Source organism: Zhongshania aliphaticivorans (assembly GCF_001586255.1).
GTDB lineage: Bacteria > Pseudomonadota > Gammaproteobacteria > Pseudomonadales > Spongiibacteraceae > Spongiibacter > Spongiibacter aliphaticivorans.
The window spans coordinates 4,054,918-4,078,497 of the sequence record NZ_CP014544.1 but is presented as its reverse complement, the minus strand read 5'-3'; the positions used below and the strand labels follow the sequence as shown (position 1 = coordinate 4,078,497).

At 51.8% G+C, this 23,580-nt stretch carries 23 protein-coding genes; 12 read left to right on the top strand and 11 right to left on the bottom strand.

Going from position 1 to position 23,580, the window contains the following annotated elements; genetic code table 11:
- Positions 1 to 22: 22 nt before the first annotated feature.
- The 4 genes from AZF00_RS18260 to AZF00_RS18245 form a co-directional block, all read right to left on the bottom strand.
- Positions 23 to 1,231: a CaiB/BaiF CoA transferase family protein gene (locus AZF00_RS18260; RefSeq protein WP_008252958.1), complete on the bottom strand. Its 1,209-nt coding sequence runs from the start codon at positions 1,229 to 1,231 to the stop codon at positions 23 to 25.
- 15 nt (positions 1,232 to 1,246) lie between these two features.
- Positions 1,247 to 2,425, bottom strand: a complete 1,179-nt coding sequence (locus tag AZF00_RS18255; protein WP_008252957.1) for a hydroxymethylglutaryl-CoA reductase — start codon at positions 2,423 to 2,425, stop codon at positions 1,247 to 1,249.
- Positions 2,426 to 2,531: 106 nt separating this feature from the next.
- Positions 2,532 to 3,806 (bottom strand): dicarboxylate/amino acid:cation symporter, encoded by a 1,275-nt coding sequence (locus tag AZF00_RS18250; protein ID WP_008252956.1) that lies wholly within the window; start codon positions 3,804 to 3,806, stop codon positions 2,532 to 2,534.
- A 162-nt stretch (positions 3,807 to 3,968) separates the two neighbouring features.
- Positions 3,969 to 4,589 (bottom strand): class I SAM-dependent methyltransferase, encoded by a 621-nt coding sequence (locus AZF00_RS18245; RefSeq protein ID WP_008252955.1) that lies wholly within the window; start codon positions 4,587 to 4,589, stop codon positions 3,969 to 3,971.
- Between the two features lie 193 nt (positions 4,590 to 4,782).
- Between AZF00_RS18245 and AZF00_RS18240 the strand changes: the two genes are divergently transcribed.
- The 4 genes from AZF00_RS18240 to AZF00_RS18225 all read left to right on the top strand — a co-directional run bounded on the left by AZF00_RS18240 (position 4,783) and on the right by AZF00_RS18225 (position 8,925).
- Positions 4,783 to 5,940, top strand: coding sequence for an alpha/beta hydrolase family protein (locus AZF00_RS18240; protein WP_143829483.1), 1,158 nt, complete (start codon positions 4,783 to 4,785; stop codon positions 5,938 to 5,940).
- Positions 5,941 to 6,063: 123 nt separating this feature from the next.
- Positions 6,064 to 6,879 (top strand): Stp1/IreP family PP2C-type Ser/Thr phosphatase, encoded by an 816-nt coding sequence (locus AZF00_RS18235; RefSeq protein WP_008252953.1) that lies wholly within the window; start codon positions 6,064 to 6,066, stop codon positions 6,877 to 6,879.
- A gap of 28 nt (positions 6,880 to 6,907) precedes the next feature.
- Complete coding sequence (locus tag AZF00_RS18230) at positions 6,908 to 7,552, top strand: FHA domain-containing protein (protein ID WP_008252952.1); 645 nt, start codon at positions 6,908 to 6,910, stop codon at positions 7,550 to 7,552.
- Between the two features lie 176 nt (positions 7,553 to 7,728).
- Positions 7,729 to 8,925, top strand: a complete 1,197-nt coding sequence (locus AZF00_RS18225; protein ID WP_008252951.1) for a kinetochore Spc7 family protein — start codon at positions 7,729 to 7,731, stop codon at positions 8,923 to 8,925.
- 131 nt (positions 8,926 to 9,056) lie between these two features.
- On the opposite strand, the gene AZF00_RS18220 is transcribed toward AZF00_RS18225, so the two are convergent.
- Positions 9,057 to 10,427, bottom strand: coding sequence for an FAD-dependent oxidoreductase (locus tag AZF00_RS18220; RefSeq protein ID WP_008252948.1), 1,371 nt, complete (start codon positions 10,425 to 10,427; stop codon positions 9,057 to 9,059).
- A gap of 204 nt (positions 10,428 to 10,631) precedes the next feature.
- Here AZF00_RS18220 and AZF00_RS18215 point away from each other — a divergent pair, with 204 nt between their 5' ends.
- Genes AZF00_RS18215 through AZF00_RS18205 form a run of 3 tightly spaced genes read left to right on the top strand, consistent with a single transcriptional unit; the run spans position 10,632 to position 13,290 of the window.
- Positions 10,632 to 11,192, top strand: a complete 561-nt coding sequence (locus tag AZF00_RS18215) for a chorismate--pyruvate lyase family protein (RefSeq protein ID WP_040804427.1) — start codon at positions 10,632 to 10,634, stop codon at positions 11,190 to 11,192.
- 60 nt (positions 11,193 to 11,252) lie between these two features.
- Positions 11,253 to 12,134 (top strand): 4-hydroxybenzoate octaprenyltransferase, encoded by an 882-nt coding sequence (ubiA, locus tag AZF00_RS18210; protein WP_008252943.1) that lies wholly within the window; start codon positions 11,253 to 11,255, stop codon positions 12,132 to 12,134.
- Positions 12,135 to 12,144: 10 nt separating this feature from the next.
- Positions 12,145 to 13,290, top strand: coding sequence for a GNAT family N-acetyltransferase (locus tag AZF00_RS18205; protein ID WP_008252940.1), 1,146 nt, complete (start codon positions 12,145 to 12,147; stop codon positions 13,288 to 13,290).
- Positions 13,291 to 13,335: 45 nt separating this feature from the next.
- Here AZF00_RS18205 and AZF00_RS18200 read toward each other — a convergent pair whose 3' ends face one another.
- Both AZF00_RS18200 and trhP read right to left on the bottom strand, forming a co-directional pair.
- Positions 13,336 to 13,719, bottom strand: coding sequence for a hypothetical protein (locus AZF00_RS18200; RefSeq protein WP_008252939.1), 384 nt, complete (start codon positions 13,717 to 13,719; stop codon positions 13,336 to 13,338).
- A gap of 49 nt (positions 13,720 to 13,768) precedes the next feature.
- A complete protein-coding gene (trhP, locus tag AZF00_RS18195; protein ID WP_008252938.1) occupies positions 13,769 to 15,106 on the bottom strand; it encodes a prephenate-dependent tRNA uridine(34) hydroxylase TrhP in 1,338 nt (445 codons plus the stop codon).
- A 145-nt stretch (positions 15,107 to 15,251) separates the two neighbouring features.
- Here trhP and AZF00_RS18190 point away from each other — a divergent pair, with 145 nt between their 5' ends.
- Positions 15,252 to 16,538: an OmpA family protein gene (locus tag AZF00_RS18190; protein ID WP_008252937.1), complete on the top strand. Its 1,287-nt coding sequence runs from the start codon at positions 15,252 to 15,254 to the stop codon at positions 16,536 to 16,538.
- Positions 16,539 to 16,745: 207 nt separating this feature from the next.
- Positions 16,746 to 18,278, top strand: coding sequence for an OmpA family protein (locus AZF00_RS19525; RefSeq protein ID WP_197465692.1), 1,533 nt, complete (start codon positions 16,746 to 16,748; stop codon positions 18,276 to 18,278).
- A 77-nt stretch (positions 18,279 to 18,355) separates the two neighbouring features.
- Here AZF00_RS19525 and AZF00_RS18180 read toward each other — a convergent pair whose 3' ends face one another.
- A complete protein-coding gene (locus AZF00_RS18180) occupies positions 18,356 to 18,961 on the bottom strand; it encodes a DUF938 domain-containing protein (RefSeq protein WP_008252935.1) in 606 nt (201 codons plus the stop codon).
- Between the two features lie 101 nt (positions 18,962 to 19,062).
- On the opposite strand from AZF00_RS18180, the gene AZF00_RS18175 reads away from it, so the two are divergent.
- Entirely contained in the window at positions 19,063 to 19,521 is a 459-nt protein-coding gene (locus tag AZF00_RS18175; RefSeq protein ID WP_008252934.1) for an EVE domain-containing protein, read from the top strand.
- Between the two features lie 7 nt (positions 19,522 to 19,528).
- Here AZF00_RS18175 and yaaA read toward each other — a convergent pair whose 3' ends face one another.
- From yaaA to AZF00_RS18160, 3 genes are all read right to left on the bottom strand, one after another.
- Positions 19,529 to 20,305: a peroxide stress protein YaaA gene (gene yaaA / locus AZF00_RS18170; protein WP_008252933.1), complete on the bottom strand. Its 777-nt coding sequence runs from the start codon at positions 20,303 to 20,305 to the stop codon at positions 19,529 to 19,531.
- A gap of 22 nt (positions 20,306 to 20,327) precedes the next feature.
- Positions 20,328 to 20,831: a DUF4265 domain-containing protein gene (locus tag AZF00_RS18165; protein WP_008252931.1), complete on the bottom strand. Its 504-nt coding sequence runs from the start codon at positions 20,829 to 20,831 to the stop codon at positions 20,328 to 20,330.
- A 91-nt stretch (positions 20,832 to 20,922) separates the two neighbouring features.
- Positions 20,923 to 21,570 carry a hypothetical protein gene (locus AZF00_RS18160; RefSeq protein WP_008252930.1) on the bottom strand — a complete coding sequence of 216 codons (648 nt, stop codon included), beginning with the start codon at positions 21,568 to 21,570 and terminating at the stop codon, positions 20,923 to 20,925.
- A 76-nt stretch (positions 21,571 to 21,646) separates the two neighbouring features.
- Between AZF00_RS18160 and AZF00_RS18155 the strand changes: the two genes are divergently transcribed.
- The gene (locus AZF00_RS18155; RefSeq protein WP_008252929.1) at positions 21,647 to 22,165 is read left to right on the top strand and encodes a TRAP transporter small permease subunit; all 519 of its coding nucleotides are present in this window, start codon (positions 21,647 to 21,649) and stop codon (positions 22,163 to 22,165) included.
- Entirely contained in the window at positions 22,155 to 23,528 is a 1,374-nt protein-coding gene (locus AZF00_RS18150) for a TRAP transporter large permease (RefSeq protein ID WP_008252928.1), read from the top strand. Before AZF00_RS18155 ends, AZF00_RS18150 begins: the two co-directional genes overlap by 11 nt.
- Positions 23,529 to 23,580 lie beyond the last annotated feature (52 nt).

Here is a 23,580-nt window from a genome sequence, read left to right as displayed (position 1 = left end):
AAGCGCCGTGTTAGCACGGCGCTTAAATTACCGCGTCTTCTTTAAGCGCTGTTATGCGCTCTTCGTTAAACGCCAATAATTGGCTTAAAACCTCGTCGGTATGCTGTCCCAAGCTTGGGCCAGGCCATTGTGTGCTGCCGGGCGTACCGACTAATTTTGGCACCATGCCGGGAATAGTTAGGGTATCGCCGTTTACCTCAACTTTTTCAAATAAATCTCGGGCTTGGAAGTGTGGGTCTTCGGCCATGTCTTGGGCATTGTAAATTGGCCCGGCGGGCACCCGCACCGCTTCTAATTGCTCGATAGTGGATTGGATGGTTTGGGTGGCACACCAATCGGCAATTGCGGTGTCGATTTTTTCTTGGTGAATAACGCGTCCAGCGTTGTCACTCATGGCCGGGTCCTTGGCAAAATCATCGCGACCAATGGCATTCATTAGGCGCTTGAAAATAGAGTCGCCATTGCCGCCAATAATCACGTATTTGCCGTCGCTACAGCGATAGGTATTGGTGGGCACAATGCCGGTGAGGGTAGTGCCAGAGGCTTGCCGAATAATTCCCTCTTCTGCGTATTCGGGTACGACGGACTCCAGCATATTGAACATGGTTTCATAGAGCGCTACGTCGACGACCTGCCCTTTGTGGAGGCCGCGCTCGCGCGCGTTAAGGGCCATTAAAATGCCGATGATGGCGTGCAGCGAGGCGATGCTGTCGCCGAGACTAAGGTTGGGTCTGACCGGGGCTTCACCGGGGAAACCATTTAAATGACGAAAGCCACTGATGCCTTCGCATACCGAGGCAAAGCCAGGCTTGTCGGCATAGGGGCCGGTTTGGCCGTAACCGGAAATACGGGTGTAAACCAAATTGGGGTTATCGGTTTTTAAGTCGTCGGGGCCGAGCTGCCAGGCTTCCATCACACCGGGGCGAAAATTCTCCACCAGTACATCGCACTGTTTAGCGAGGTCGCGAACAATGGCTTGGCCCTCGGGGTGGCGCAAATCAAGGGTTACCGACTTTTTATTGCGGCCAATGCTATACCACCACAGCGACGTGTCGCCCTTCATGCTGCGCCAGCGGCGAATGGGGTCGCCAATACCGGGGGCTTCGATTTTGATTACCTCGGCACCAAAATAGGCGAGCATGGCGGTAGTGAACGGCCCCGCGATGAGCTGCCCCAATTCTAATATGCGAATACCCTGTAAAGGGCCGGTGTTGGCTGTGCTTGTGGTCATGGTGTTGCTCATTGCTTACGGGCGGTTGCGGCCGAGTTGATCGTGGCTCGATACCCACTCGTCAGAGACGATGGCGGCGGCCAGCGAAAGATCGCCAGCGAGTACCGTGGCGCCAATAATTTCGGCTAATTTGCGGGCCTTGCCTTGGCCGTAGCAGTCCATCATTTCTAAGCATTCGCGCTGGGTGGGTAGGCCGGTGCCGCCGCCATAACTGGCGCAAATGATGGAGGGCAGTGTCACTGAGTAATACAAATCCCCCGCCGGAGTGAGGTCCATAAAGGCGATGCCGGTATGGGATTCCACGACATTGGCCTCATCTTGGCCGGTGGCGATAAACATGGAGGCAATGCCGTTTGCCGAGTGTGGGCCGTTGTAGGCTGAACCCGCCAAAATAGCACCGAGTATCGTGCGTTGGCGCAGGCGTACCATGCGCTCAGGATCTGCGCGCATGAGGTCTTTAAGTACGTCTTTGCTGATGGTGGCTTCGGCCACGACCTTTTTGCCGCGACTGTGTAAAAGGTTCATGTGCGAGTGCTTTTTGTCAGTTTCGATACCGCAGGAGAGCGAGAAGTTTTCAATCACGCCGGGGTAATTACCGAGTATCCATTGGCAGGCTTTGTGGGTGGCCTTGCCGGTCATGTTTTGGCCAGCGGCGTCACCGGTGCTGTAGTTAAAGCGGGTGAATAATTTATTGGCAATGACCCAGCTTTGAATATGTTGCAGCTTGCCAATGGCGGTGGTGCTTTCAGCTTGGGCGCGAATGGCAGGAAGTTCTTGCTCAAGCCACTGGGAAAAATGCAGGGCTTCGCGGGCGCTGGCAAATTCAAACAGTGGCGCGCGCTGCATAGATTCGCCCGTTACCGTAACTGTGGCGCCACCAGATTCAGAAATAACGCGCATGCCGCGACTGTACGACGCAATGAGGGTGCCTTCGGTGGTTGCCATGGGCACATAGAAAACCCCTTGGGCGTGCTCACCATTAATTAAATAGGGCCCGGCAACCCCAAGAGGCATTTGCACCACGCCAATAAAGTTTTCGGCATTGCCCTCAACTACCTTTGGATCAATGGAGTAGTGGCCGGTGTGTTTTAGGCTGGCCCCGGTTTCGGCCTCAATAAATTCCCGCCGTTGTTTGGCGGCGGCCTCGGAATAATTGTCTTCTTTAAGGCGGGGAATTGGCTTACGTAAGCTCATCGTTATCTCTTATTTTTGTGGGAATGTGAACGGGATCGGTCGGACGAAAAGGTAAAATATCCTGAAGCACAGCGGAGGCTGGAATCTAAGCTGCCGACCTCCGACCTTAAACCTGTGCTGCTACTTTAGTGGTCTCGCCTTCACTGCGCGCAATAATGACCGCCGCGCAGGAGTCGCTAAACACGTTCACCGCGGTGCGCACCATATCGAGAACGCGGTCGGTAACCAATAATAAGCCAATCCCTTCAAGAGGAAGCCCTATTGCTCCGAGAATTACCGAGATGGCAACTAAGCTCGCGGCGGGTATACCGGCCACGCCAATGGAGGTGAGCAGGGCAATAATGACCACGGTAAATTGTTGCACCCAGCTTAGGTCAAGCCCGTAAACCTGGGCGATAAACATGGCGGCAACACACTCGTAAAGGGCTGTGCCGTCCATGTTAACGGTGGCGCCAAGGGGTAATACAAAACCACTTACCCGTTTCGATACGCCGGATTTTTCTTGGATGCTCTCGAGAGTCAAGGGCAGGGTTGCGGAGCTAGACGCGGTAGAGAAGGCGGTTAGCATTGCTGGGGTCATGGCCGCAAAATGGGCTTTGGGGTTAACTCTGCCCACGTAACGGAGCAAGAGCGGTAACGCCACAAAGGCGTGAATTAATAAGGCTAACAAGGCCGTAAAGAAAAACAATAGCATGGGTTTGAACGCCGCAAATCCGGTGGCGGCGACGGTCTTGGCCACTAAACCGAATACCCCGAGTGGGGCAAATTTCATCACCCACATGGTGATTTCGGTCATGATGTCCATCACCCCTTGCCAGAAATGCATAAGGGTGGCGGCGTGTTCGGATTTACTGCGCGCCAGAAAAAAGCCAAAGAGCAGGCTAAAAAAGATTAAGCCTAGCATTTGGCCGTTTGCGGCGGCCGCCACGACATTGGTGGGCACCATGCGCACAAACACTTGCACAACATCGGCCATGCCACGTCCTTCGACCTTGGCTAGGGTGTCGCTCAATTCTGGGTCGCTGCTGCTGATGGTGGCGGCAAGGGCTTGGTTGTCACCGCTGCCCGGCGCGATAATATTCACCACGGCCAAACCAATGAGTATGGCAATGAGGCTGCTAGAAGCGTAAAAGAGCAGGGTTTTGCCGCCGAGCTTCTCTAATTTATCACCGCCTACGCCTGCCATGCCGCTAATAATGGACGCCATTACCAGCGGGACAATGAGCATTTTTAAGGCGTTAAGAAAAATGGTGCCAAGAAACTCATATACCGATATAAAAGACAGTCCGCCTATGCCGCCGTCGGCGCCGCCGAGTATTCCGGCCAATACCGCAAGAAGAATTGCGATGCCAATTTGCCAGTGCAGGGGAATATTGCGCATGTGCTATTTACTCTTTAATTTTAGTGGCTGAGCGACATAGCGCTTTACTTTAGCACGGCTTCGTCTGACCTCGGAAGTCGGAGGTCTGACGAGGCCGTACGTCCCAATTTGAGCGTATGGCTGCTTTTGGTTTTTGTCCGACATCAGACGCCCGACTTCCAACTAATTTTTCACCGCCGTCCCGTAATACATATACCCAGCTATTCGTGGCGCGTCGTCAACATAGCATTGCTCAAGGCTGTCAATTTTAAATCCGCAGCTGGTGATGAGTTCGGGAATGCGGCGGTTGAGGTGGCATCCCCCCGCTAGCTTTTTCCATACCGGAGTGATGCGGTTTTGCCAGTTTTGAATATTGCGGTCCGGCGCAAGGCCGTGCTCACAAAACAGTAATTTGCCACCAGGCTTTAGTACCCGCCGCATTTGCTGCAGGGCCTGCTGCCAGTCGGGGATGGTGCACAGGGTGTAGGTGAGTAATACGGTGTCGACACTATTGTCGTCTAGGGAGATGTCTTCGCCGTTTAAATTGAGCCACTTTACTTTGAGATTGGTGTTTTTAAGGTTTGCGCGGGCCTTTTTACGCATGCCTTCGGAGGGTTCAAGTCCCCAAATAAAGTCGATATTGTCGGCTTGATACAGCGCTAAGTTAATACCGCTGCCCATGCCGACCTCCAGTACCACCCCGCTTGCCAGCGGCACGATTTTTTCGCGGAGCGCCATAATTGGCGCCATCGAGCAGGCTTTGTCGATAACAAAGGGAAGTATTTTATTTTCGTAAAAGCCCATATTGTTCTTCCTATTAGGGGGTTTTGACGTATCTCGCAGCCGATATGCGAGTATTCCACAATACCCGAGATTGACAAGTTTTGTTATCAAGGCAAACATGCTGCACAAATAGCAATAAATGCGTTGTTACGCTGACTCTAGGCGACAAATCCTTGGCTGTGGAGTCAGACCGGTTTCTCACATGGGTGAATCAATGAAATATCCTCATATTATTATTCTAGGTCTTATCGCAACACTTGGCGCCTGCGGTGGTTCAACGTCGTCGAGCTCGTCCTCGAGTTCCTCGTCGTCGGCGAGTTACGTTACTGAAGCATTTACAACTAACGCCGCGGCGGATTTAGCGGCGTTTAATATTGCCGGGCCAATGGATATTAACCCGCTGTGCGTGCCGGATACAGCGTCAAATCTGCCATTGCCTGAAGGTCTCTTGGTTTATAAGAAAGATGAGGCGCCAACGCGCCTAGTGGTGTTTGCCCACGGAATCGGCCACACGGTACGCAAAAGTTGGCTGCCGCATATGCTGAGGGAAATTCGCCTTGCACGGACCTTTGAAAATAATCCCGGCAATGTTGCCTTTGTGACGACTGACTACCGCGATAATCTGGGTTTTCCTACTCTGCGTGGTGCCCACGATACGATTGCGGCGACCTTGCACGCCATGAAGAAGTTTCCCAGCATTGAAACCGTTTATATTTTCGGGGTGTCGATGGGTGGCTCAATCTCCGGGACGGCGATAGTGGAATCGACGGCGGTAACTGCCGATGGCAGCTCACTCTACGATTACTGGCTGGATGTAGAGGGCGTGAGTCAGCTGATTGAGACGTATGCCGAAGCGACAGCGGCGGCCTCGATATCGGAAACGGCAGCCCAAGCGCAGGCGGGTATTGAGCGGGAGACCGGCGGCAATCCTCTTATTTGCCCCTTAGCGTATGAGCGGCGCTCGCCAGCCTACCAAGCGGCGGAAATGAAATTGGCTGGTTTGCGGGCCGCGACTGTGGTGCACGCGATAAATGATGGCTTAGTGCCACATAATCAGGGTCGAGTAATGGCCTCGGGTCTGACCACCGCGGGTATTCCTACGCAGTTCTTCACCATTGTGGGTATTCCGCCTTTCCAGGATCCGGGTACAACGGGTACCGGCACCTTAGGTCTAGGTGATTTGGACCCCTATTTAAATTTGGCGGGGCACGGCTCTGAAGCACAGGCTTATCACCCAGTAATGCGGGTGGCCTTTGAAAATATGCGTAAGATGCTCGACGGCACCTACAATGAAACCGTGCCGTATTTTGAATGTGTGGTTGATCCAAATATACCGTCTGACAGTTGTCCGGTAGATCAGCTTCAGCCCTAGTTTAGTTGATAAAGAGCGCTGCCTACCGCTCCTTGGCAGCGCGTGTTCAGAATCGACATTGACCGCGTTAAAAAGCAGTGACTATACTCAGTTCTTAATAATGTAGAGCGTTGGCGCAAATTCATGGATGAGAATATACGTTTTCGTGCTTTTGGCATTACTGATATAGGTCAAGTGCGCGAACATAATGAAGATGCTATTGGCCTAGCCATAGACCAAGGCTATATGGTGGTTGCCGACGGTATGGGCGGCCACAACGCGGGCGAGGTCGCCAGTGCTATTGCCATTGATGAAATTGCGCATCACCTGTCTTTTAGTGATTGTCCGGCGCCTAGCGCCGACAACGCAGTTTATTCTCCGCAGACCTTGCATCTTCGCGATGCGGTTATTGTTGCTAATGCGGCGATACTCGACGCTGCGAAACAAGATTATGCCCGTCAAGGCATGGGCACCACGGTGGTGGCCATGCAATTTACGGCTAACCGCGTCGCCATCGCCCATGTTGGGGACTCGCGCTTATACCGGTTTCGCGAGGGGTTTTTGGATCAGCTCACTACCGATCACACCCTGGTGCAGGAATGGCTGACTCGCAAGCTGTATACCCAAGAAGAAGCCCGTAATGCCAAAAACAAAAATGTCATCACCCGCGCGCTTGGTTTGCTTGAGGAGCTTGAGGTAGATTTATTAGAAGAACTGGTTCGCAGTCAGGATCTCTATTTGCTGTGTTCCGATGGCTTGAGCGGTATGCTCGATGATACTGAAATCAGTAAGGTATTAAGCAAACACGGGCAGGAGCCTGAAACCGCCGCAATGTTACTGCTGAAATTGGCAAATATGGCGGGTGGTAAAGATAATATTTCTATTATTATTGTGTGTGTTGATGAGGTGGTCGCCGGACAAGACGATGCGTCAGACGAAACGCTTGACTGGTTCGACTAGGGAAATAGCTCAGTAACGGATTAGAATTATGGCAAAGCTGGTTCTCAGTTTTCAGGGTAGAGTGCTTGAGGATTTTCCCCTCGACAAAGAGCGGGTCACTATTGGCCGGGCGGCCGATAATGATATTTGCATAGAAAACCTTGCCGTGAGTGGTCGTCATGCTGCGGTCGAAACCTTTCAGAATGACAGTTATCTAGTTGATTTAGGCAGTACCAATGGCACCTTGGTTAATGGCAATCCGGTGACCCGCCATGCCCTGCGCAGTGGCGATTACATCACTATTGGTAAGCATTCACTTACCTATCACGGCCTCCAGCGCACTGCAGAAACAGATGACGAGGTCGAAAAGACCATTGCCATTCGCCCTGCAATGCGCAGCGCCGAAGCCGCGCCAGTAGCCCTGCTAGGGTATTTGCGGGTGCAGAATGGTGGGGCCGCTGGTCGGGAAATGGTATTGAGCAAAGCCCAGACCAAATTAGGTAAAGCGGGCTTGCAAGTGGCGGCAATTAGTCGACGCCAGCAAGATTACTACTTGGAGCATATCGAAGGCCAAGATGGTCGCACCCCGACGATTAACGGCGTACAGATTGGTTTGCAGCCGCGTAAATTAGCGCATGGCGACATCTTGGAGATTGCCAATACGCGTTTGGGTTTTGAATTGCGGCCGGCGTAATACCGAGTGAGTTTTCAATAAAATTGTGAACACATAAAAATGGGGGAGCTTTGTGGCTCCCCCATTTTTATGTCGGTGAGTTTAGCCAACGGTGCTAAATTGACCTCGTTTACATCGCGGGGTAAAGTCAAAGCTGAGCCGTTAGACAAAATATTTTACGTAGAGCCCCCATTCCGATGTTGATTTTTTTCCTACCAACCAAGCAGTTGGCGCACGCTGTTTTGTGTGTGCTGTGTCTTGCTATGGTTTCAGCGTACACAAGCTATGCATATGCTGATATTAGTGACACAAGAGCGGAGTTAGAACGTGCTAGCGAACGCGTTGTGCGGGCATGGACTGAGTATGGTGAGTTAACGGGCGATGCACCAAGTGCTGAGCAAATCAAAAATCTACGCACTTATGTTGCTAATGTTGCTGATGATCAAGTGGCAAAAACCCTTGATGACGTAGCAAGTGAGCTCACGTCACTAGAAAAAGAAATTATGTTCTTGAAGATATTGCCAAGCGCAAGTAATGAGTCTGGAGGCGCCAGTAATGGCGGCCTGGAAACGCTACGAGGGCAATTTGATGATGTGGGATCGAGGTGTAGTAAGCGGTTTTATAGCGATAAAATGTTCCAAGAAGTATTCAACAGCAGTCCGTGCTCAGAATACACAGAGCGCTTTGACAATGCCATTTACCACGCCGAGAACGACGCTGACAAAGTCCAAGCTTACGAAGAGGGCATTGCTAGCCTGACGAAAATTTATAGGCAAGTAGCTGACTTGGATACCGCAGAGTTAGGCCGTATTCACGAGAAAGTTAAATCTTTTAATGCCAGGAATGCCAAATTAGAGGCGCTCCTGGAAGAGCGCCAAAGTCTTATGCCGCGCATTAACCCTCTCGTTGAAAAAATGGATGAATATAAAAGCAAGGCCGAATCGTATATTGATGATGCGAGCTCAAATTGCCGGGCCGAGGGCGTTGATTTTGATTGTGGAAATCGATGTCAACGGCGGGTGAGAGACCCTATTTTTGGCACTTATCGCAATGAACCGGATCGGCGATGTTTAGAAAAATGCAATTTTCAAGAACAACGGGCTACCGATGATCTCAATGAGCAAATTGAAGAGTGTATTGATGAGCGGGATTGGGCCAAAGATAAATTAGAAGACATTGAGTTAGATTATAAAAGTATGCAATCACGAGTATTGGCCTTATATGACCAATATGAGCGGGTTAACGATGAAATAGTGTCACTCGCCGATAGCAACAAAAGGGCAGTTGTGGAATTGGATCAGTTCCTAATTCAATTACTCCCAGAAGTATTTTATGCAATGAATAGTGAGTTTAGCGCTTACGGTGTGAATTCGGTTTCGTATCGATCAGATTAAGGGCGTTATTTCCGCCTGGTTCTAACAGCACAGTATGGAAATAAAAAAAACGGCTGCCTTAGTGGCAGCCGCTTCAATCAAAAATGCCAAGGCGTTTTAAGCCATGGCATTCATACCAACAAGGCATTTCGCTAGGGCATAATCGCCGGCAACTGCTTTTGCAGGGCCATTTTCTGCTTAGTGCCTTCGCCGGTTAAGGCGAAGCCAAGTAATTCGCCATTCGTGCCGACAAAGCGCGCTACTACATTGACGCCATCTTGTTCGATTTCCCAGCTGCCTTTTGCATCTCGAGGCGCAGGGCTAACCGTGACGGGGCAAGCCGGTGTTTTAATGGTGACCGGCATGGCCGGGTAGCTGACCTCGGTAGCATCGCCGGTGAGGGTTTTTGCCAAGGCGCGGGCCTGGGCCATGAGTGGGGCAACATAAACCAGAACGTGGCCAGCGACTTCTGCGCAGTCACCCATGGCGTAGACATTGGGCGCACTGGTTTCGAGTAGGCGGTTGGTTGCGATACCTCGGTTTACCGTAATGCCAGCGTCTTGGGCGAGCTTGATTTGCGGACGCACGCCAACGGCGGACAAGACCAAGTCACAGCTAATGGTTTCGCCATTGTTGAGGCTCACTGCCAGTGCATTACCGACTTTATTTACTTCAGTTACCAGCGGCCCAAAATGGAATTTTGCGCCCTTGGCTTCGAGGCCTGCTTGCACGGCTTTTCCGGCGGCTTCGGGTAGTAGGGTAGGAATACAGTAACCGAGTGGGTCAACGGTTTCCGTTTCAATGCCGCCATTAAGCAAGTCGTTGGTAAATTCGCAGCCGATAAGGCCGCCGCCAATAATGCAGACTTTCTTCACGTTGTTTTTTGCTACCGCGGTGCGGAAGTCGTGATAGTCCAGCAAATCATTAACCGAGTAGACGTATTCTAAGGCATCGCCTTTGATGGGCGGCCGGATAACATCGGCGCCCAGTGCCAAGACCAGCTTTTTGTAATGTACTTGGGTAGCTTGGTCACCAATGGTAATGGTTTGGCTGGCGGTGTTGATGGCGGTGACCTTGGTCAGCGTCCACACGCTGGCATTAAGGTCTTCACCCATGCCGCCAGCATCTTTCTGGGCGAGGGCGTCGGCGTCCATATTTTTGGTGAAGCCGGTCGATAGCATTGGCTTAGAATAGGCGCGGCCGTCGTCGGCGCTAATCATGATGATGGGGCTGTCTTTATCGTATTTGCGAATCTCGCGAACCAGGCCGTAGCCAGCCAAACCGGTGCCAATAACCACAATAGCTGCTTCGGCGCTGGCAGAGGCGGGTTCTTCATGATGGGGTAGATCGCTTTCTTCCGACTTTTCAATCATTTCAAAGTCTTCTTTACCCACGCCGCAGTCCGGGCATAGCCAGTCGTCGGGAATGTCCTCCCAGCGTGTGCCTGCGGCGATTCCGGAATCCGGGTCACCCACGGCTTCGTCGTAGACCCAACCGCAGACAATACATTCCCATTTACTCATTTGCTTACATCCCCTAAATACAGTGCTTCTATTGGTCAAGCTTAAATTAAAAAGCCCCTAGATATCATGGTCCATTCGGCCGATATTGGAACTTGCAAGTCGCAGATGAATCACGCATTCTGCCGCCACATACAGTTAATTAGTGCTGCATTTACTGCGGCCGAAGCCAACTATTTTCTTATCCATCATTCTGGAAGGCCGCTATTGTACGCTTTTCAAGCAAGTCGAATCCAGACCGCTGAGCCATCCTGGCTGAGCTGTAAGCGACGTGCCGTCTCTCATTTACCGGCGAAAGATGCTCGCTGGCTGCTGGATACCGGCTCTTTAACTGCCCATTTGCGCCGCGTTTCGGAGGGGCATTTCCACGTTGAGGTTTTGTCGCAGCGCTGGCAGTTGCCCCGCCTATCTGAGCGTCGTCTATTGAATATGGGCGATCGGGAATGGGGCTTGGTTCGCGAAGTGTTGCTCTGTTGCCGTAATGAGCCGTGGGTGTTCGCCCGCAGTGTTATGCCTGCGACCTCCCTCGTTGGGCGTTTGGCGCGCTTGCGCCATCTCGATAATCGGCCACTGGGCCATTTATTGTTTACCGACCCCATGATGTCCCGCGACCCTTACGAGATTTGTCAGTTGCCGGTAGCGGATTTGTCGCTAGGTATAAGCCCTGATTCAGAGAAATTGCTGTGGGGACGGCGGTCACGGTTTTTACTGAGCCAACACCCTATTATGGTCAGCGAGATTTTTCTGCCAGCGTTTTGCCCTTGGTAGTCGCTAAAATTGGGGTAATGAGTACTGGTATACTCAATTCAAAGTGCGAGCGAGTGAATTATGCAGCAGTTAATTGCCCAGCTTAAAAAACAATATCCCCACTACCTCGCCTTGATGAGGGTGGATCGGCCAATAGGCACCTATCTGGTGCTTTGGCCAACATTGTGGGCCTTGTGGTTGGCGGCGGAAGGCGTGCCAGATTGGCATTTACTGCTTATTTTTATTTCGGGTACTTTTCTTATGCGCTCGGCGGGCTGTGTCATTAATGATTACGCAGACCGAAAAATAGATGCCCATGTCAGCCGTACCAAACTGCGGCCATTTGCCCAAGGCCTAGTCAGTGAAAAAGAAGCGTTGATCCTTTTTGCCAGCTTGTGTCTGTTGGCTTTTGTGCTGGTGTTGTTTACTAATCAATTGACGGTGTTGTTGTCTTTTGGCGCGGTGCTATTAGCGGCCACCTACCCCTTTATGAAGCGTTATACCCATTTACCCCAGTTGGCTTTGGGCGCTGCTTTTGCCTGGGGTATTCCTATGGCCTTTGCTGCGCAGACCGCTTCGCTGCCGCCTGCGCTGTGGTTGATTTACATTGGGGTGCTGATCTGGACGGTGTGCTACGACACCTTTTACGCGATGGTAGACCGCGAGGATGATCTAAAAATTGGCGTTAAATCCACCGCAATACTGTTTGGTGATGACGATATTACGATCACTGCCATGCTCCAGGTTTGTGTGATTATTGTCATGCTCATGGTTGGCGTACGCTTTGGCATGAGCTTCATATATTACGCCAGTCTTATCGCCGCCAGTGGCCTGTTTATTTACCAGCAACGCCTTATTCGCTACCGTCTGCGCGATGACTGCTTTAAGGCCTTTTTAAACAATAACTGGGTAGGCGCGGTTATTTTTGCCGGTATTGCGCTCCACTTTATGTTGGCCGCTTGAGATCTTATTGATGGTGGATTTGGAGTTTATTAGCGCCATTGCGGATCTCGGCATAGAGAACTGGAATGCGATAGCGGGCGTTGAGTATCCCTTTACCCGCTATGAGTTTCTATCTGCGCTGGAAACCAGCGGCGCGGTGACGGCTGAAAAAGGTTGGCAGCCCCATCACATGGTCGCGCGGCGTGAGGGCCGCGTTATTGGCGTGATGCCGATGTATATTAAAACCCATAGTTACGGCGAATACGTTTTCGACTGGTCTTGGGCCGATGCCTATCAGCGCCATGGGCGCTCTTACTACCCTAAATTATTAGCGGCAATCCCCTTTACGCCAGCAACTGGCCCGCGTTTGTGTGTGAGTGACGAGGCCGATCGCGATGCCGTGATGGCGGCCGTAGCGACTGTGCTACCTGCACATGTAAAGGCGCTTGGCGCGTCGTCGGCCCATATCTTGTTTACCAAGTCTGAAGTGTCGACGGCGTGGCAAGAGCAGGGTTTTATGCAGCGGGTTGGTCCTCAGTACCATTGGTATGATCGAGATTACGGTGATTTTGAAGGCTTTTTAGCCAGTTTTAGCTCCCGTAAGCGCAAGACCTTGCGCAAAGAGCGGCGGGTCGTGGCGGAGCAGGGTTTAGATTTGCAGGTTTTAGTGGGCGATGAAATCAGCGCCGCGCAGTGGCGTTTCTTTTTCCACTGTTACCAATTAACGTACGCCAAGCGCAGCGGTCACGGTGGTTATTTACCAGAGGCATTCTTTGCCCAGCTAGCCGCGACCATGTCTGAAAATTTAGTGATGGTGGTGGCGAGTCACGGCAATGAGCCAGTGGCGGTGGCACTGAACTTCCGCGATCAGCACACCCTCTATGGTCGTTATTGGGGCTGCGTGCGAGAGTATGAATTTCTGCACTTTGAAACCTGTTATTACCAAGGTATTGAATATTGCCTGCGCGAAGGCTTACGCCATTTTGACCCTGGCGCGCAGGGCGAGCATAAAATTCAGCGGGGATTTACGCCAATACTGACTTACTCAAATCACTTCTTAACCGATGCGGATTTTTCTGAGGCGGTGGCGCGCTTTCTCAATGAGGAAAAACAGCATATTGCCCAGTATTTGCGCGAGGCCAGCGCCATGCTGCCGTTTCGGCGGGGCGACGAATAGGCCCCTGAATGCTATGTTGCAAGCGGTTCAGGGGCGGGGGTGGCGTTATTGCTGGGCGTTCTTTAGCACCCGCTCAACATAGAGCAAACACAGTATCGGTAGCACATAACTGGTGGCGATTTGGGTGAGCAGAACAATCTCTGAAAGCGACCACTGGGCATCGCTGCTGATCCAATAGATGAAAATCGGCATGGCAACAAAAATTAAGGTCGGAAGATAACGCCACAAATAGTAGGCCATGCTGGACGCCGCTTCACTATCGGCACGGCGGTAACAGTAGAAGGTTATTAGCACCACTAAAAAGCCAATGACGAGCACGTAGTTATTGCCGAGCAGATCGCCCAGTAAGTTGAGAATAGCGCCAAATACCATGCTTAGCAGACTGATATTGACCAGTCCCCGCAAATTGCGCAATTTTTGCCGTTCCATATTTTGTCCTGTTATTTATCGTCAGTTTTCTACAGTGTAGCTTGCCAAATTAAGCGTTGATGTCTTTGACCAAGAGCCCGTATTTTAGTGCCGCTTCGGGCAGGGGCTGATCTAGCGGGATTTGCACTCGGTGACCGGAACCGGGCGCGGCATTAATCGCCTTGCCATGCTTGTCGCTCAGGGTTTTCAGCTGGAAGCGAGTATTGCCACCAGGCAGCATTAACTCCAGGGTATCCCCGGTTACAAAGCGGTTTTTTACATCGACGGTGATAACCGAATCGCGGGCATCGACGACTTCACCAACAAACTGCTGCTGTTGGGCGTTGTTGAGCCCCATTTCGTAGTTCTGGTATTCCTTCGGCGGGTGGCGGCGATAAAAGCCTTCGGTGTACCCGCGATTGGCTAAGGTATCGAGCTCATCCATTAACTGCATGTCAAAGGGCTTACCGTGGGCGGCATCATCTATGGCGCGGCGGTAGACTTGGGCGGTGCGCGCTACGTAATAATGGGATTTGGTGCGGCCTTCAATTTTTAACGAGTGCACACCCATCGCGGCTAGGCGCTCGACGTGCTGCACCGCCCGTAGATCTTTGGAGTTCATTATATAGGTGCCGTGTTCGTCTTCGTAGGCAGGCATGAACTCGCCGGGGCGCTGAGCCTGCTGTAGTAAGACTGGCTCAGTGACAATGGTGGGCCGTGGTTCTGGCACATAGGTTTGTACTGGCGCGGGTTTATTTACCGCAACAATGTCGCCGGTTTCATCTTCTTTGGCCTCGTGAGCTTGATATTTCCAGCGGCAGGCATTGGTGCAAGCGCCTTGATTGGGGTCGCGGTGGTTCATATAGCCAGACAGCAGGCAGCGGCCTGAGTAGGCAATACACAATGCGCCGTGCACAAAGACTTCTATTTCCATCTCGGGCACGCGCTGGCGAATTTCTTCAATTTCGTCCAGCGCCAGCTCGCGAGACAAAATCACACGTTGAATGCCGTTTTGATGCCAGAATTTAACGGCCGCCCAGTTCACCGCGTTGGCTTGCACGGACAGGTGAATAACTTGCTCGGGCCATTTTTCGCGTACCAACATCATGAGGCCGGGGTCGGCCATAATCAGGGCGTCGGGCCCCATCTCAATTACCGGTTCTAAATCCCGCAAATAACTGCGTATTTTGTCGTTGTGCGGGGAAATATTCGAGGCCAGGTAGAATTTTTTGCCCTGGCCGTGGGCCTCTTCCATACCGGTGCGCAGCGTATCGAGATCTTTAAATTCATTGTTGCGCACCCGCAGGCTATAGCGGGGTTGCCCCGCGTAGACAGCATCTGCGCCATAAGCAAAGGCGTAGCGCATATTGCGGAGGCTGCCGGCGGGGGACAGGAGTTCAGGGATCATGGGCTAGGCTGCCTTGGGGTAAAGAGTGGATACAAGAGGTGTATGGTATCGCAAAGCACTGTTTTCTGCGCTATTGGTGAAAGTGGCCGCCGGGGATACACTCGGTGCTCAGCAGCGAGGTATTGAGTTGTGACGGGATGTGAGCGTGCAAAAACATAGCTATTGGCAGGGCCTAGCGCTTTTCGCCAGCTTTTTGCCCTTCGCCTGCGATGCGACTGAGGCAAATGGCCATTATTATTTAAAAGCGGGTCTGGGCGGATCTTGGCCGTCCGGCACGGCCGAGGCTTATGCTAATAGTGCTAGTGACTCGTCTTCCGTGTTGTTTCCAGCATCGCCCAATACCAATAGCTACCCGCTAGATCAATCTGGAGGGGACAACTACCACATTGCGGCGGGGCTGAGCTTTGCCGATGACTGGCGGCTAGAAACCGGATATTTATCTGAGCGCGGCCGTCTCCGCGGCGGCTCTGCGGCGGAGCCTATAAATGTCGAGCTTGCTCAACACGCATTGAGCGTGTCGCTCTGGCGTGACTTTTCGCTGATGAGCCCACGGTTTCGCCCCTATGTGGGTGCCGGGCTGGGTGGTTTACAGAGTCGGCTTGCGGGGGCGTCTCACCAGCAGTGGACGCTATTTACCGGTGCGGGTGTTGGGCTAGCTTTGACGCCACAGTGGCAGCTTGATATGTCGTATCAGTATACGATTGGCGAAGATGCGCAACTTAAAACTGCCGAAACTAGGTTTACTATTCCGCAAGACGGTGGGCGCTGGCAGATGGGGCTGCGCTATCACTTTGCGCCCACGACAGAGCCCTCGATCAGGGATCGCGATGGCGACGGGATTGCCGACGAGGATGATCGTTGTCCCGAAACGCTGCGAGGTGCGGTTGTTGATATGTATGGCTGCGCCGACAGTGATGGCGATGGGATTATAGATTCACTTGATCGCTGCCCTAATACCCCAGCAGAGAATGAAGTCGATAGTAATGGCTGTATGGACAGCGACAACGATGGCGTCAAAAACAGTGCAGATCAATGCCCCAATAGTGCTCCAGGTGAGCGAGTATTGCGTAATGGCTGTGCGGCGCGGCAGAGCGTTGGCTTGGAAAGTATCCGTTTTGGGCTCGGTGAAACGGAACTAAATGCCGACGCGAAAGTCCGTCTAAGCGAGGTAAGCGCAGTGATGTTAGCCTCACCACAATATCGATTAGCGGTTCAAGGCCACAGCGATGATAGCGGCGATGCTGACGCTAACTATCGTTTGTCCCGGGCGCGGGCGCGGGCAGTGGGAAAGGCGCTAGTTGGTCTGGGTGTGGCCGCCGAGCGTATTGAAATTCAAGCATTTGGCGCTAATATGCCGGTAGCAGATAACAGCACTAGTGCGGGCCGGGCGCTGAATAGGCGGGTTTCGTTAAGGGTGATACGCCCTAAATAAGTAAATTTGGCTCGCCTTTAAATGGCAGTGCTTTACGACGGTGCTTTGCCGGTTTAGCATGCGGGTTTGCGTATTCGTTAATTGTGCACGCAATTTTAATGATAATTTGCACTACTATGGACTAGTATTGCGCAAGTGAGAATGACCCCCTCGTTGAAACTGCTCAGTTTTAATGGGAGGTATAACTTTAATGATCAGGGGATGTTTATGAGTAAGCAATGGAAATCTGCTCTGGCTGCGGGTGTGATATTAGCATCAGCAACCGGCGCGGCAATGGCTGAGGATCAGGAAACTGGCTTCTATGTCGGCGGTAATGCTTTTTACAACGAAGTATTCGATGCCGATGGTACCGCGACGACGACAACTGCGGGCGGCTTTGCCGCTATTCCGCTGATTGGCGATGTACTCAACGGATTGTTGGGTGGCTCCGCGAGTAGCTCTGCCAATCTCGAAACCAGCTATGACAACGACATTAGCTACGGTTTTAGCGTTGGTTATAAATTTGCTAGCCCAGTGCGTATTGAATTTGAATACCGCCAGGGCGAGAACGACGTTGATAAAATTTCAAGTGGCGGTGTATCAACCACTAGCGACAGCAGCCTTGAAGTAACGTCGATGATGGGTAATGTGTGGTATGACTTCGCCGCTGGCGAACGTCTGCGCCCTTACATCGGTTTTGGTTTAGGTATGGCTAACCTCGACATGGGCGATGCCGATGACGACGTTACCATTGGCCAATTGGGTGCTGGTATCACTTACTTCCTGACCCCGCGTTTGGCGCTTGATGCAGGCTATCGCTATAGTGTTGCAGAAGATGCAACCTTCAAGTCAGCGACAATTGAGCAAGAGAACGAATACAGCGCGCAAAGCGTGCAAGTTGGCTTGCGCTATAACTTCTTTGAGGCCCAATACGGCGTAAAAGACAGCGATGGCGACGGCGTTTCTGACGAAACTGATGAGTGCCCAGGCACCCCACGTGGTGTTCAAGTAGACAGCGTTGGCTGCCCACTCGACGGCGATAACGACGGTGTTGCTGACTATCTCGACCAGTGTCCAAATACCCCAGCTGGCGCTAAAGTAAATGCCAGTGGCTGTCCTTTAGACGGTGACAACGATGGTGTAGCTGATGCCGATGATGCTTGTCCTGATACCCCGGCTGGTCAAGCGGTTATGTCTAATGGCTGTGCTAAAGACCAAGCGGTTATTCTGCGCGGTGTTAACTTTGAGCTAAACAGTGCTCAGCTAACCATGAATGCAGAGACCATTCTTAATGGTGTTGCTGAAACACTGGTGAGTTCACCTGGTTTTGACGTTGAGCTACAAGGCCACACCGATAGCACCGGCAGTGACAGCTATAATATGAACCTGTCGCAAAACCGTGCTAAGTCTGTAAAAAGCTACTTGGTTAGCAGTGGTGTTGAAGCGAATCGTTTAACTGCTCGCGGCTACGGCGAAGAGCAGCCTATTGCCAGCAACGACACTAAAGACGGCCGTGCGCAAAACCGTCGTGTAGAGTTGAAGGTTATTGGCGATGGTTCTAGTGATTCAGTAGAGCCAATGATGTATGACGAGCCAATGGTTGAAGAGCCTGCAGTCGAAGAGCCCATGATGGACGAGCCAATGGTTGAAGAAGAGCCAATGGTTGAAGACGAGCCTATGATGGAAGAAGCTCCTGCGGAAGCTGAGCCATCAGTAGAAGATGAGTACGAGTACGATCCTTCTGCGGAAACTGACTACTAAGCGCATTGTTTGCGATTAATAGCTCATAAAAAAACCCGGCCACTGCGCCGGGTTTTTTTATGCCTTTACTACGGCTATTAGCTGCCTTGCGAGCGCCAAATTAACAGGCGATTATTGGCGGGCATGGCATGATCTGCGTGCAGGTGTAAGCCAATTTTCTCGGCCAAGGCATTAATAGCTTCAAAGTCCCGGATGCCACTCTGAGGATTGCGCTGTTTTAGCCATTGATCAAAACTGGCATTGCTGGCGGCGGTGTATTTTCCCTGATAGTTAAACGGTCCATAAATACAGAGCAGGCCGTCGTCTTTGAGGCTTTTGCGTAAATGGCTAAAGAACAATTCCACTTCGTGCCAGCTCATAATATGTAGGGTATTAGCCGAGTAAATACCATCAAATGGGGGTTGTGGCCAATCTACGTCTCTGGCGTCTAGCGTGATTGGAGGGGCTAAATTGGGGAGCTTGGCGTCGTCGATCCAGGCCTGAATACCCTCTAAATTTTCACGCCGATCACTGCATTGCCAATGAAGCTCGGGCAAATTAGCCGCAAAATGTACCGCGTGTTGGCCCGTGCCGCTGCCAACTTCCAATACCCGTTGCCCGGCGGTAAATAGTGGGGCAAGGATCTCTAAAATAAACGGCTGATTGTTTTCACAAGCCTGTGAAAAGGGTTTGGCTTGACTCATGGTTAAATCCCTTTGAATTATGCTTAAATCATTCCTTGGCGAAGGTTGATAGCCTATCCTCGGCTGTCGCCAAGTGTAACGGCTTTTTCAGGAGTACAACAATGGCTTACTGGCTGATGAAATCTGAGCCTGACACGTTTAGTCTCGACGATCTTCGCAAGCGGCCAAAGGGCACTGAACATTGGGACGGGGTCAGAAACTATCAGGCTCGCAATATGATGCGCGACCAAATGAAAGTGGGTGACAAAGTGTTTTTTTATCACTCCTCTTGCCCGCAACCGGGTATTGCAGGCATTGCCGAAGTGGTACGCGAGGCTTACCCCGACAGCAGCGCGCAAAACCCAGAGTCTCGCTATTTTGACCCCAAGGCCAGCCCAGAAAACCCGCGCTGGTATATGGTCGATGTGCGCTTTGAGCGAAAATTTAAGCGCCTGATTCCGCTGGCGGAGCTGAAAGCTGAACCCGCGCTGGGGGAAATGACACTCGTCCAAAAAGGCAGTCGCTTGTCGATTATGCCCGTTACTCCAGAGGAGTGGCGGCAGATTTTAGCGATGGAATAAAGTCTGCTTACTCTTGGCTGTCTCTAAGAAAAACCCACTCTCTGGCAGTCGATTGTTCCGGACAAAAATAATAACCATCGCTATTGAATTGCTTAAGGTCATCGACATGTTTAATACGGTTTTTAATTACATAGCTGGCCATTAAGCCCCGGGCTTTTTTGGCGTAAAAGCTAATAATTTTGTATTTGCCGTTTTTAAAGTCTTTGAATGTTGGGGTAATAATGTCAGCAGCCAGTGCCTTGGGTTTGATGGCACTAAAGTATTCGTTGGACGCGAGATTCACCAAAACCTGCGACTTAATCTCGGCGAGTTGGTGATTCACCGCCTCGGTAATTGTGGTATCCCAAAATTGATAGAGGTTTTTGCCCGCCTTATTTTCAAATTTGGTGCCCATTTCGAGCCGGTAGGGCTGGATCAAATCAAGTGGGCGCAATAGGCCGTAGAGGCCAGAGAGTATGCGCAAATGTTGCTGGGCAAAGGTGAAATCGCTGGCGCTGAAACTGTCGGCATCAAGGCCAGTGTAAACATCTCCGCGAAAGGCGAGCACAGCCGCCTTGGCATTGTCGGGGCTAAAAGGCAGTTGCCAGTTCATAAAACGCTGGTGATTGAGCTCCCCCAGCTTGGGGCTAATTTTCATTAAGCCGGAGATGTCTTCAGGGTTGAGCGTTTGTAATTGCTCAATTAAAACCTGCGAGCGGTCGAGGAAGTCGGCCTGACTAAACTTTTTTGTGTGCGCAGGGTTTTCAAAGTCCAAGGTCTTGGCTGGGGAAATTAGCAGTAACATGGGGAGTCCTGTGACGATTGATTCAAACCTGCAGTAATGCCTGCCACCAATTGAGCGGGTCGCCGGTCTCGGGGTCGTAGACATTACCGTAGACCCACTTAGCTTGATCGCTATTGGCCCATTTATTGAGTAAGGCTTCAATACTGCTAAAGCCGACGCCAAAATGGATGCTGTAGACCATCGCACGTTCAGTTTTTATGTCCAGGCTGCCGCCGAGTTTTTCTAGTTCGGCAGTGAGCTGAACCTCCAAATCTTCATTGGGCTGACGCAAAAACACGCGCACGCAGAGGTTGCCGCTGTGCTCGAGCAGGGTAAAGCGGCCACGGGCATCCTCATTTATCTTTATGCTATCTAATGCGGCAAGCCCGCGAACAAAGAGAGGGGACTTGAGCAGCCGGTACTCGCTTACGTTGGCGAGGGGCGTGGCGAGCACCTTTTCGAAAATAGGCTGATTATTTGTTGGATGGATGCCAGCAAATAACTCTAATAAGGTCTCTTGGTCGGCGAAGGGGGCCTGATCTGTCATAACACTCTTGAATTCACATAAGCATGGGGGAGCAATGATACCGATTTTACGCGCTTAGATCACGGTATCACTGGACGTCCCCGCGACAGTCTCAGCGGCTAGCGGCGGGCATATTGAACTGAATGCCGATGGGTGGCGGTGTGTAGTGGCCGCTCGGGCGGGGCTCTTGGCTAATACTGAGCAGTTTGAAGCCACCTTCCACATAGAGCACGCCGCGCTCAGCTTGGTCTTTAAAGCTGTTTTCGAGGGCGAGCAGCTTATTGCCGCGATCATTTTTCATGGCACCGGCAAAGCGGCGAAAGAACTGGCGCAGGGCGTCGCTGGCCTCAATAACGGCGGGGCTATCGGTGAGCACGGTGCGGTAGCTGTTGGCGCCATCACTCGCTATATAAAGCCGCCCCTTGAAACCGGCGATATTGCTAAATTCCTTGGTGGGTTTGAGGCTCACGGCGTGGGTGTCGGGAATACTGATGCTCTGACCCTGTTGCGCACTGGCTATGACATCGCCCATATCGTCGACGTTCATGACGATTTGTGCACCGCCTTGGCTAATGATCGCGGTCGCTTGATCGCCGTTAATAATCGAATAGGCCATTTGGCCGCGGTCAACGCGAATATGTTGATCGTCGCGATAACTTAGTACCAAGGTTTCTGGCCCCATCGCATAGCGGGCGATAACATCGGCGTAAGCAAAGCTAGCAGATGTCGCCAATAAAATACTTAGGATTACAGAACGCATAGATTCTCCTGGTCTAAACTCGCGGCAGCGGCAATAGAATGGCTATAATGAGGCGCTTACTCAGGGATACCGATCAGTGAAACAGTGTGTATTTTTAATCGATTCGTTTACCGAGCGCTTTGGACGCCTTTTGGCGTATTTAATTCCCTTAATGATGTTAGGCACCGCCACCGTGGTTGTGATGCGCTATGGTTTTGGCCAGGGCATGACCGCTTTGCAAGAGTCGGTGAATTATTTGCACGGCACAGTGTTCATGCTGGGCGCGGCCTACACCTTAAAACACGGCGGCCATGTTCGGGTAGATATTTTTTACCATCGTTATTCCGCGCGCACCAAAGCGTGGGTCGATAGTATTGGCTGCATTGTGTTTTTATTGCCCCTCTGCGGACTTATTTTAATCAGCAGCTGGGATTTTGCCGCTAATGCTTGGGCAATACGTGAAACCTCGGTAGAACCGGGGGGCTTGCCCTTTGTTTACTTATTAAAATCCTTGTTGCCGCTCATGGCGATTAACTTAGCTTTACAGGGTTTGGCTGAGTTACTGCGCAATGCACTGGTGCTAATCAATCAGGAGGCACCTCGCCATGCTGATTGAGTTGTTACCCATTTTGATGTTTGTCGCGATTTGCCTCGTGCTCATGTTGGGCTATCCGGTGGCCTTTAGCTTGGCGGGCACCGCCATGATCTTTGCCGGTATCGGCATTGTGCTGGGCTATTTCGACGCCTCGTTTTTATCGGCGCTGCCAAACCGTCTGTACGGTACCATTAGCAATGTCACCTTAATTGCGGTCCCGCTTTTTGTATTGATGGGGGTGTTATTAGAAAAAAGTCGCTTGGCCGAGGAGCTGCTCGACAATATGGCGGCCTTGTTTGGTCGCAAACGGGGTGGCTTAGGCTTTTCAGTGATACTGGTTGGGATGCTACTGGCCGCCAGTACCGGTATTGTTGGGGCCACGGTAGTCACCATGGGCTTGATGTCACTGCCGACCATGCTCAATCGCGGTTATGACCCCAAGCTCGCCACGGGCACCATTTGCGCTACCGGCACCCTAGGGCAAATTATTCCGCCGTCCATCGCCTTGGTCTTGCTGGGCGACACCTTATCTAGCGCGTATCAACAGGCGCAATTGGACATGGGCGTGTTTAGCCCAAAGACCTTGTCTGTTGGCGATTTGTTTATTGGCGCCTTGGTGCCCGGCTTACTATTGGTGTGTCTGTACCTGCTGTATATGGGCTTTGTTGCCATTCGTCAGCCAGAGCGGGCGCCCGCCGCTGAAGATTTGAATCCGCCGCCGCTAAGTGCATTGTTAAAGGGGCTGCTGCCTCCGATCGGCCTCATTGTGACCGTATTGGGCTCGATATTAGTCGGTGCAGCAACACCGACCGAAGCGGCGGGGGTGGGTGCACTGGGCGCGGCGCTGATGGCCGCGGTTAAAGGTCAGTTAAGCTGGGCGCGGCTGGGTGAAGTAGCGCGGGAAACCTTAAAAGTCACCTGCATGGTGTTTATGATTTTAATCGGCGCCGCCGTGTTTTCATTGGTGTTTCGCGGTTTTGGCGGCGACGAACTCATCCAACATTTTTTCGATGGTTTACCCGGTGGCGTGATTACCGCGACGCTGATCGTGATGGTGGTGATATTTTTACTGGGCTTTATTCTCGATTTTATCGAAATTACTTTTGTGGTCGTGCCAATTGTGGGGCCGATCCTACTAGCCATGGGCGTTGATCCCATTTGGCTTGGCATTATGATTGCGCTGAATTTGCAAACCTCATTCTTAACACCGCCTTTTGGTTTTTCGCTATTTTATCTGCGCGGAGTGGCGCCGCCGTCGGTGTCGACCGCAGATATTTATCGCGGGGTGGCACCGTATATTGGTTTGCAATTACTAATGTTATTTTTATTGGCTTGGTGGCCGAGCTTGGCTACCTGGTTACCGGCCTTGGTCCGCGGGCAATAAGGGCTTAGCCTGCTATACCCGCGGCTTTAATAATGCTATACACATCATTGAC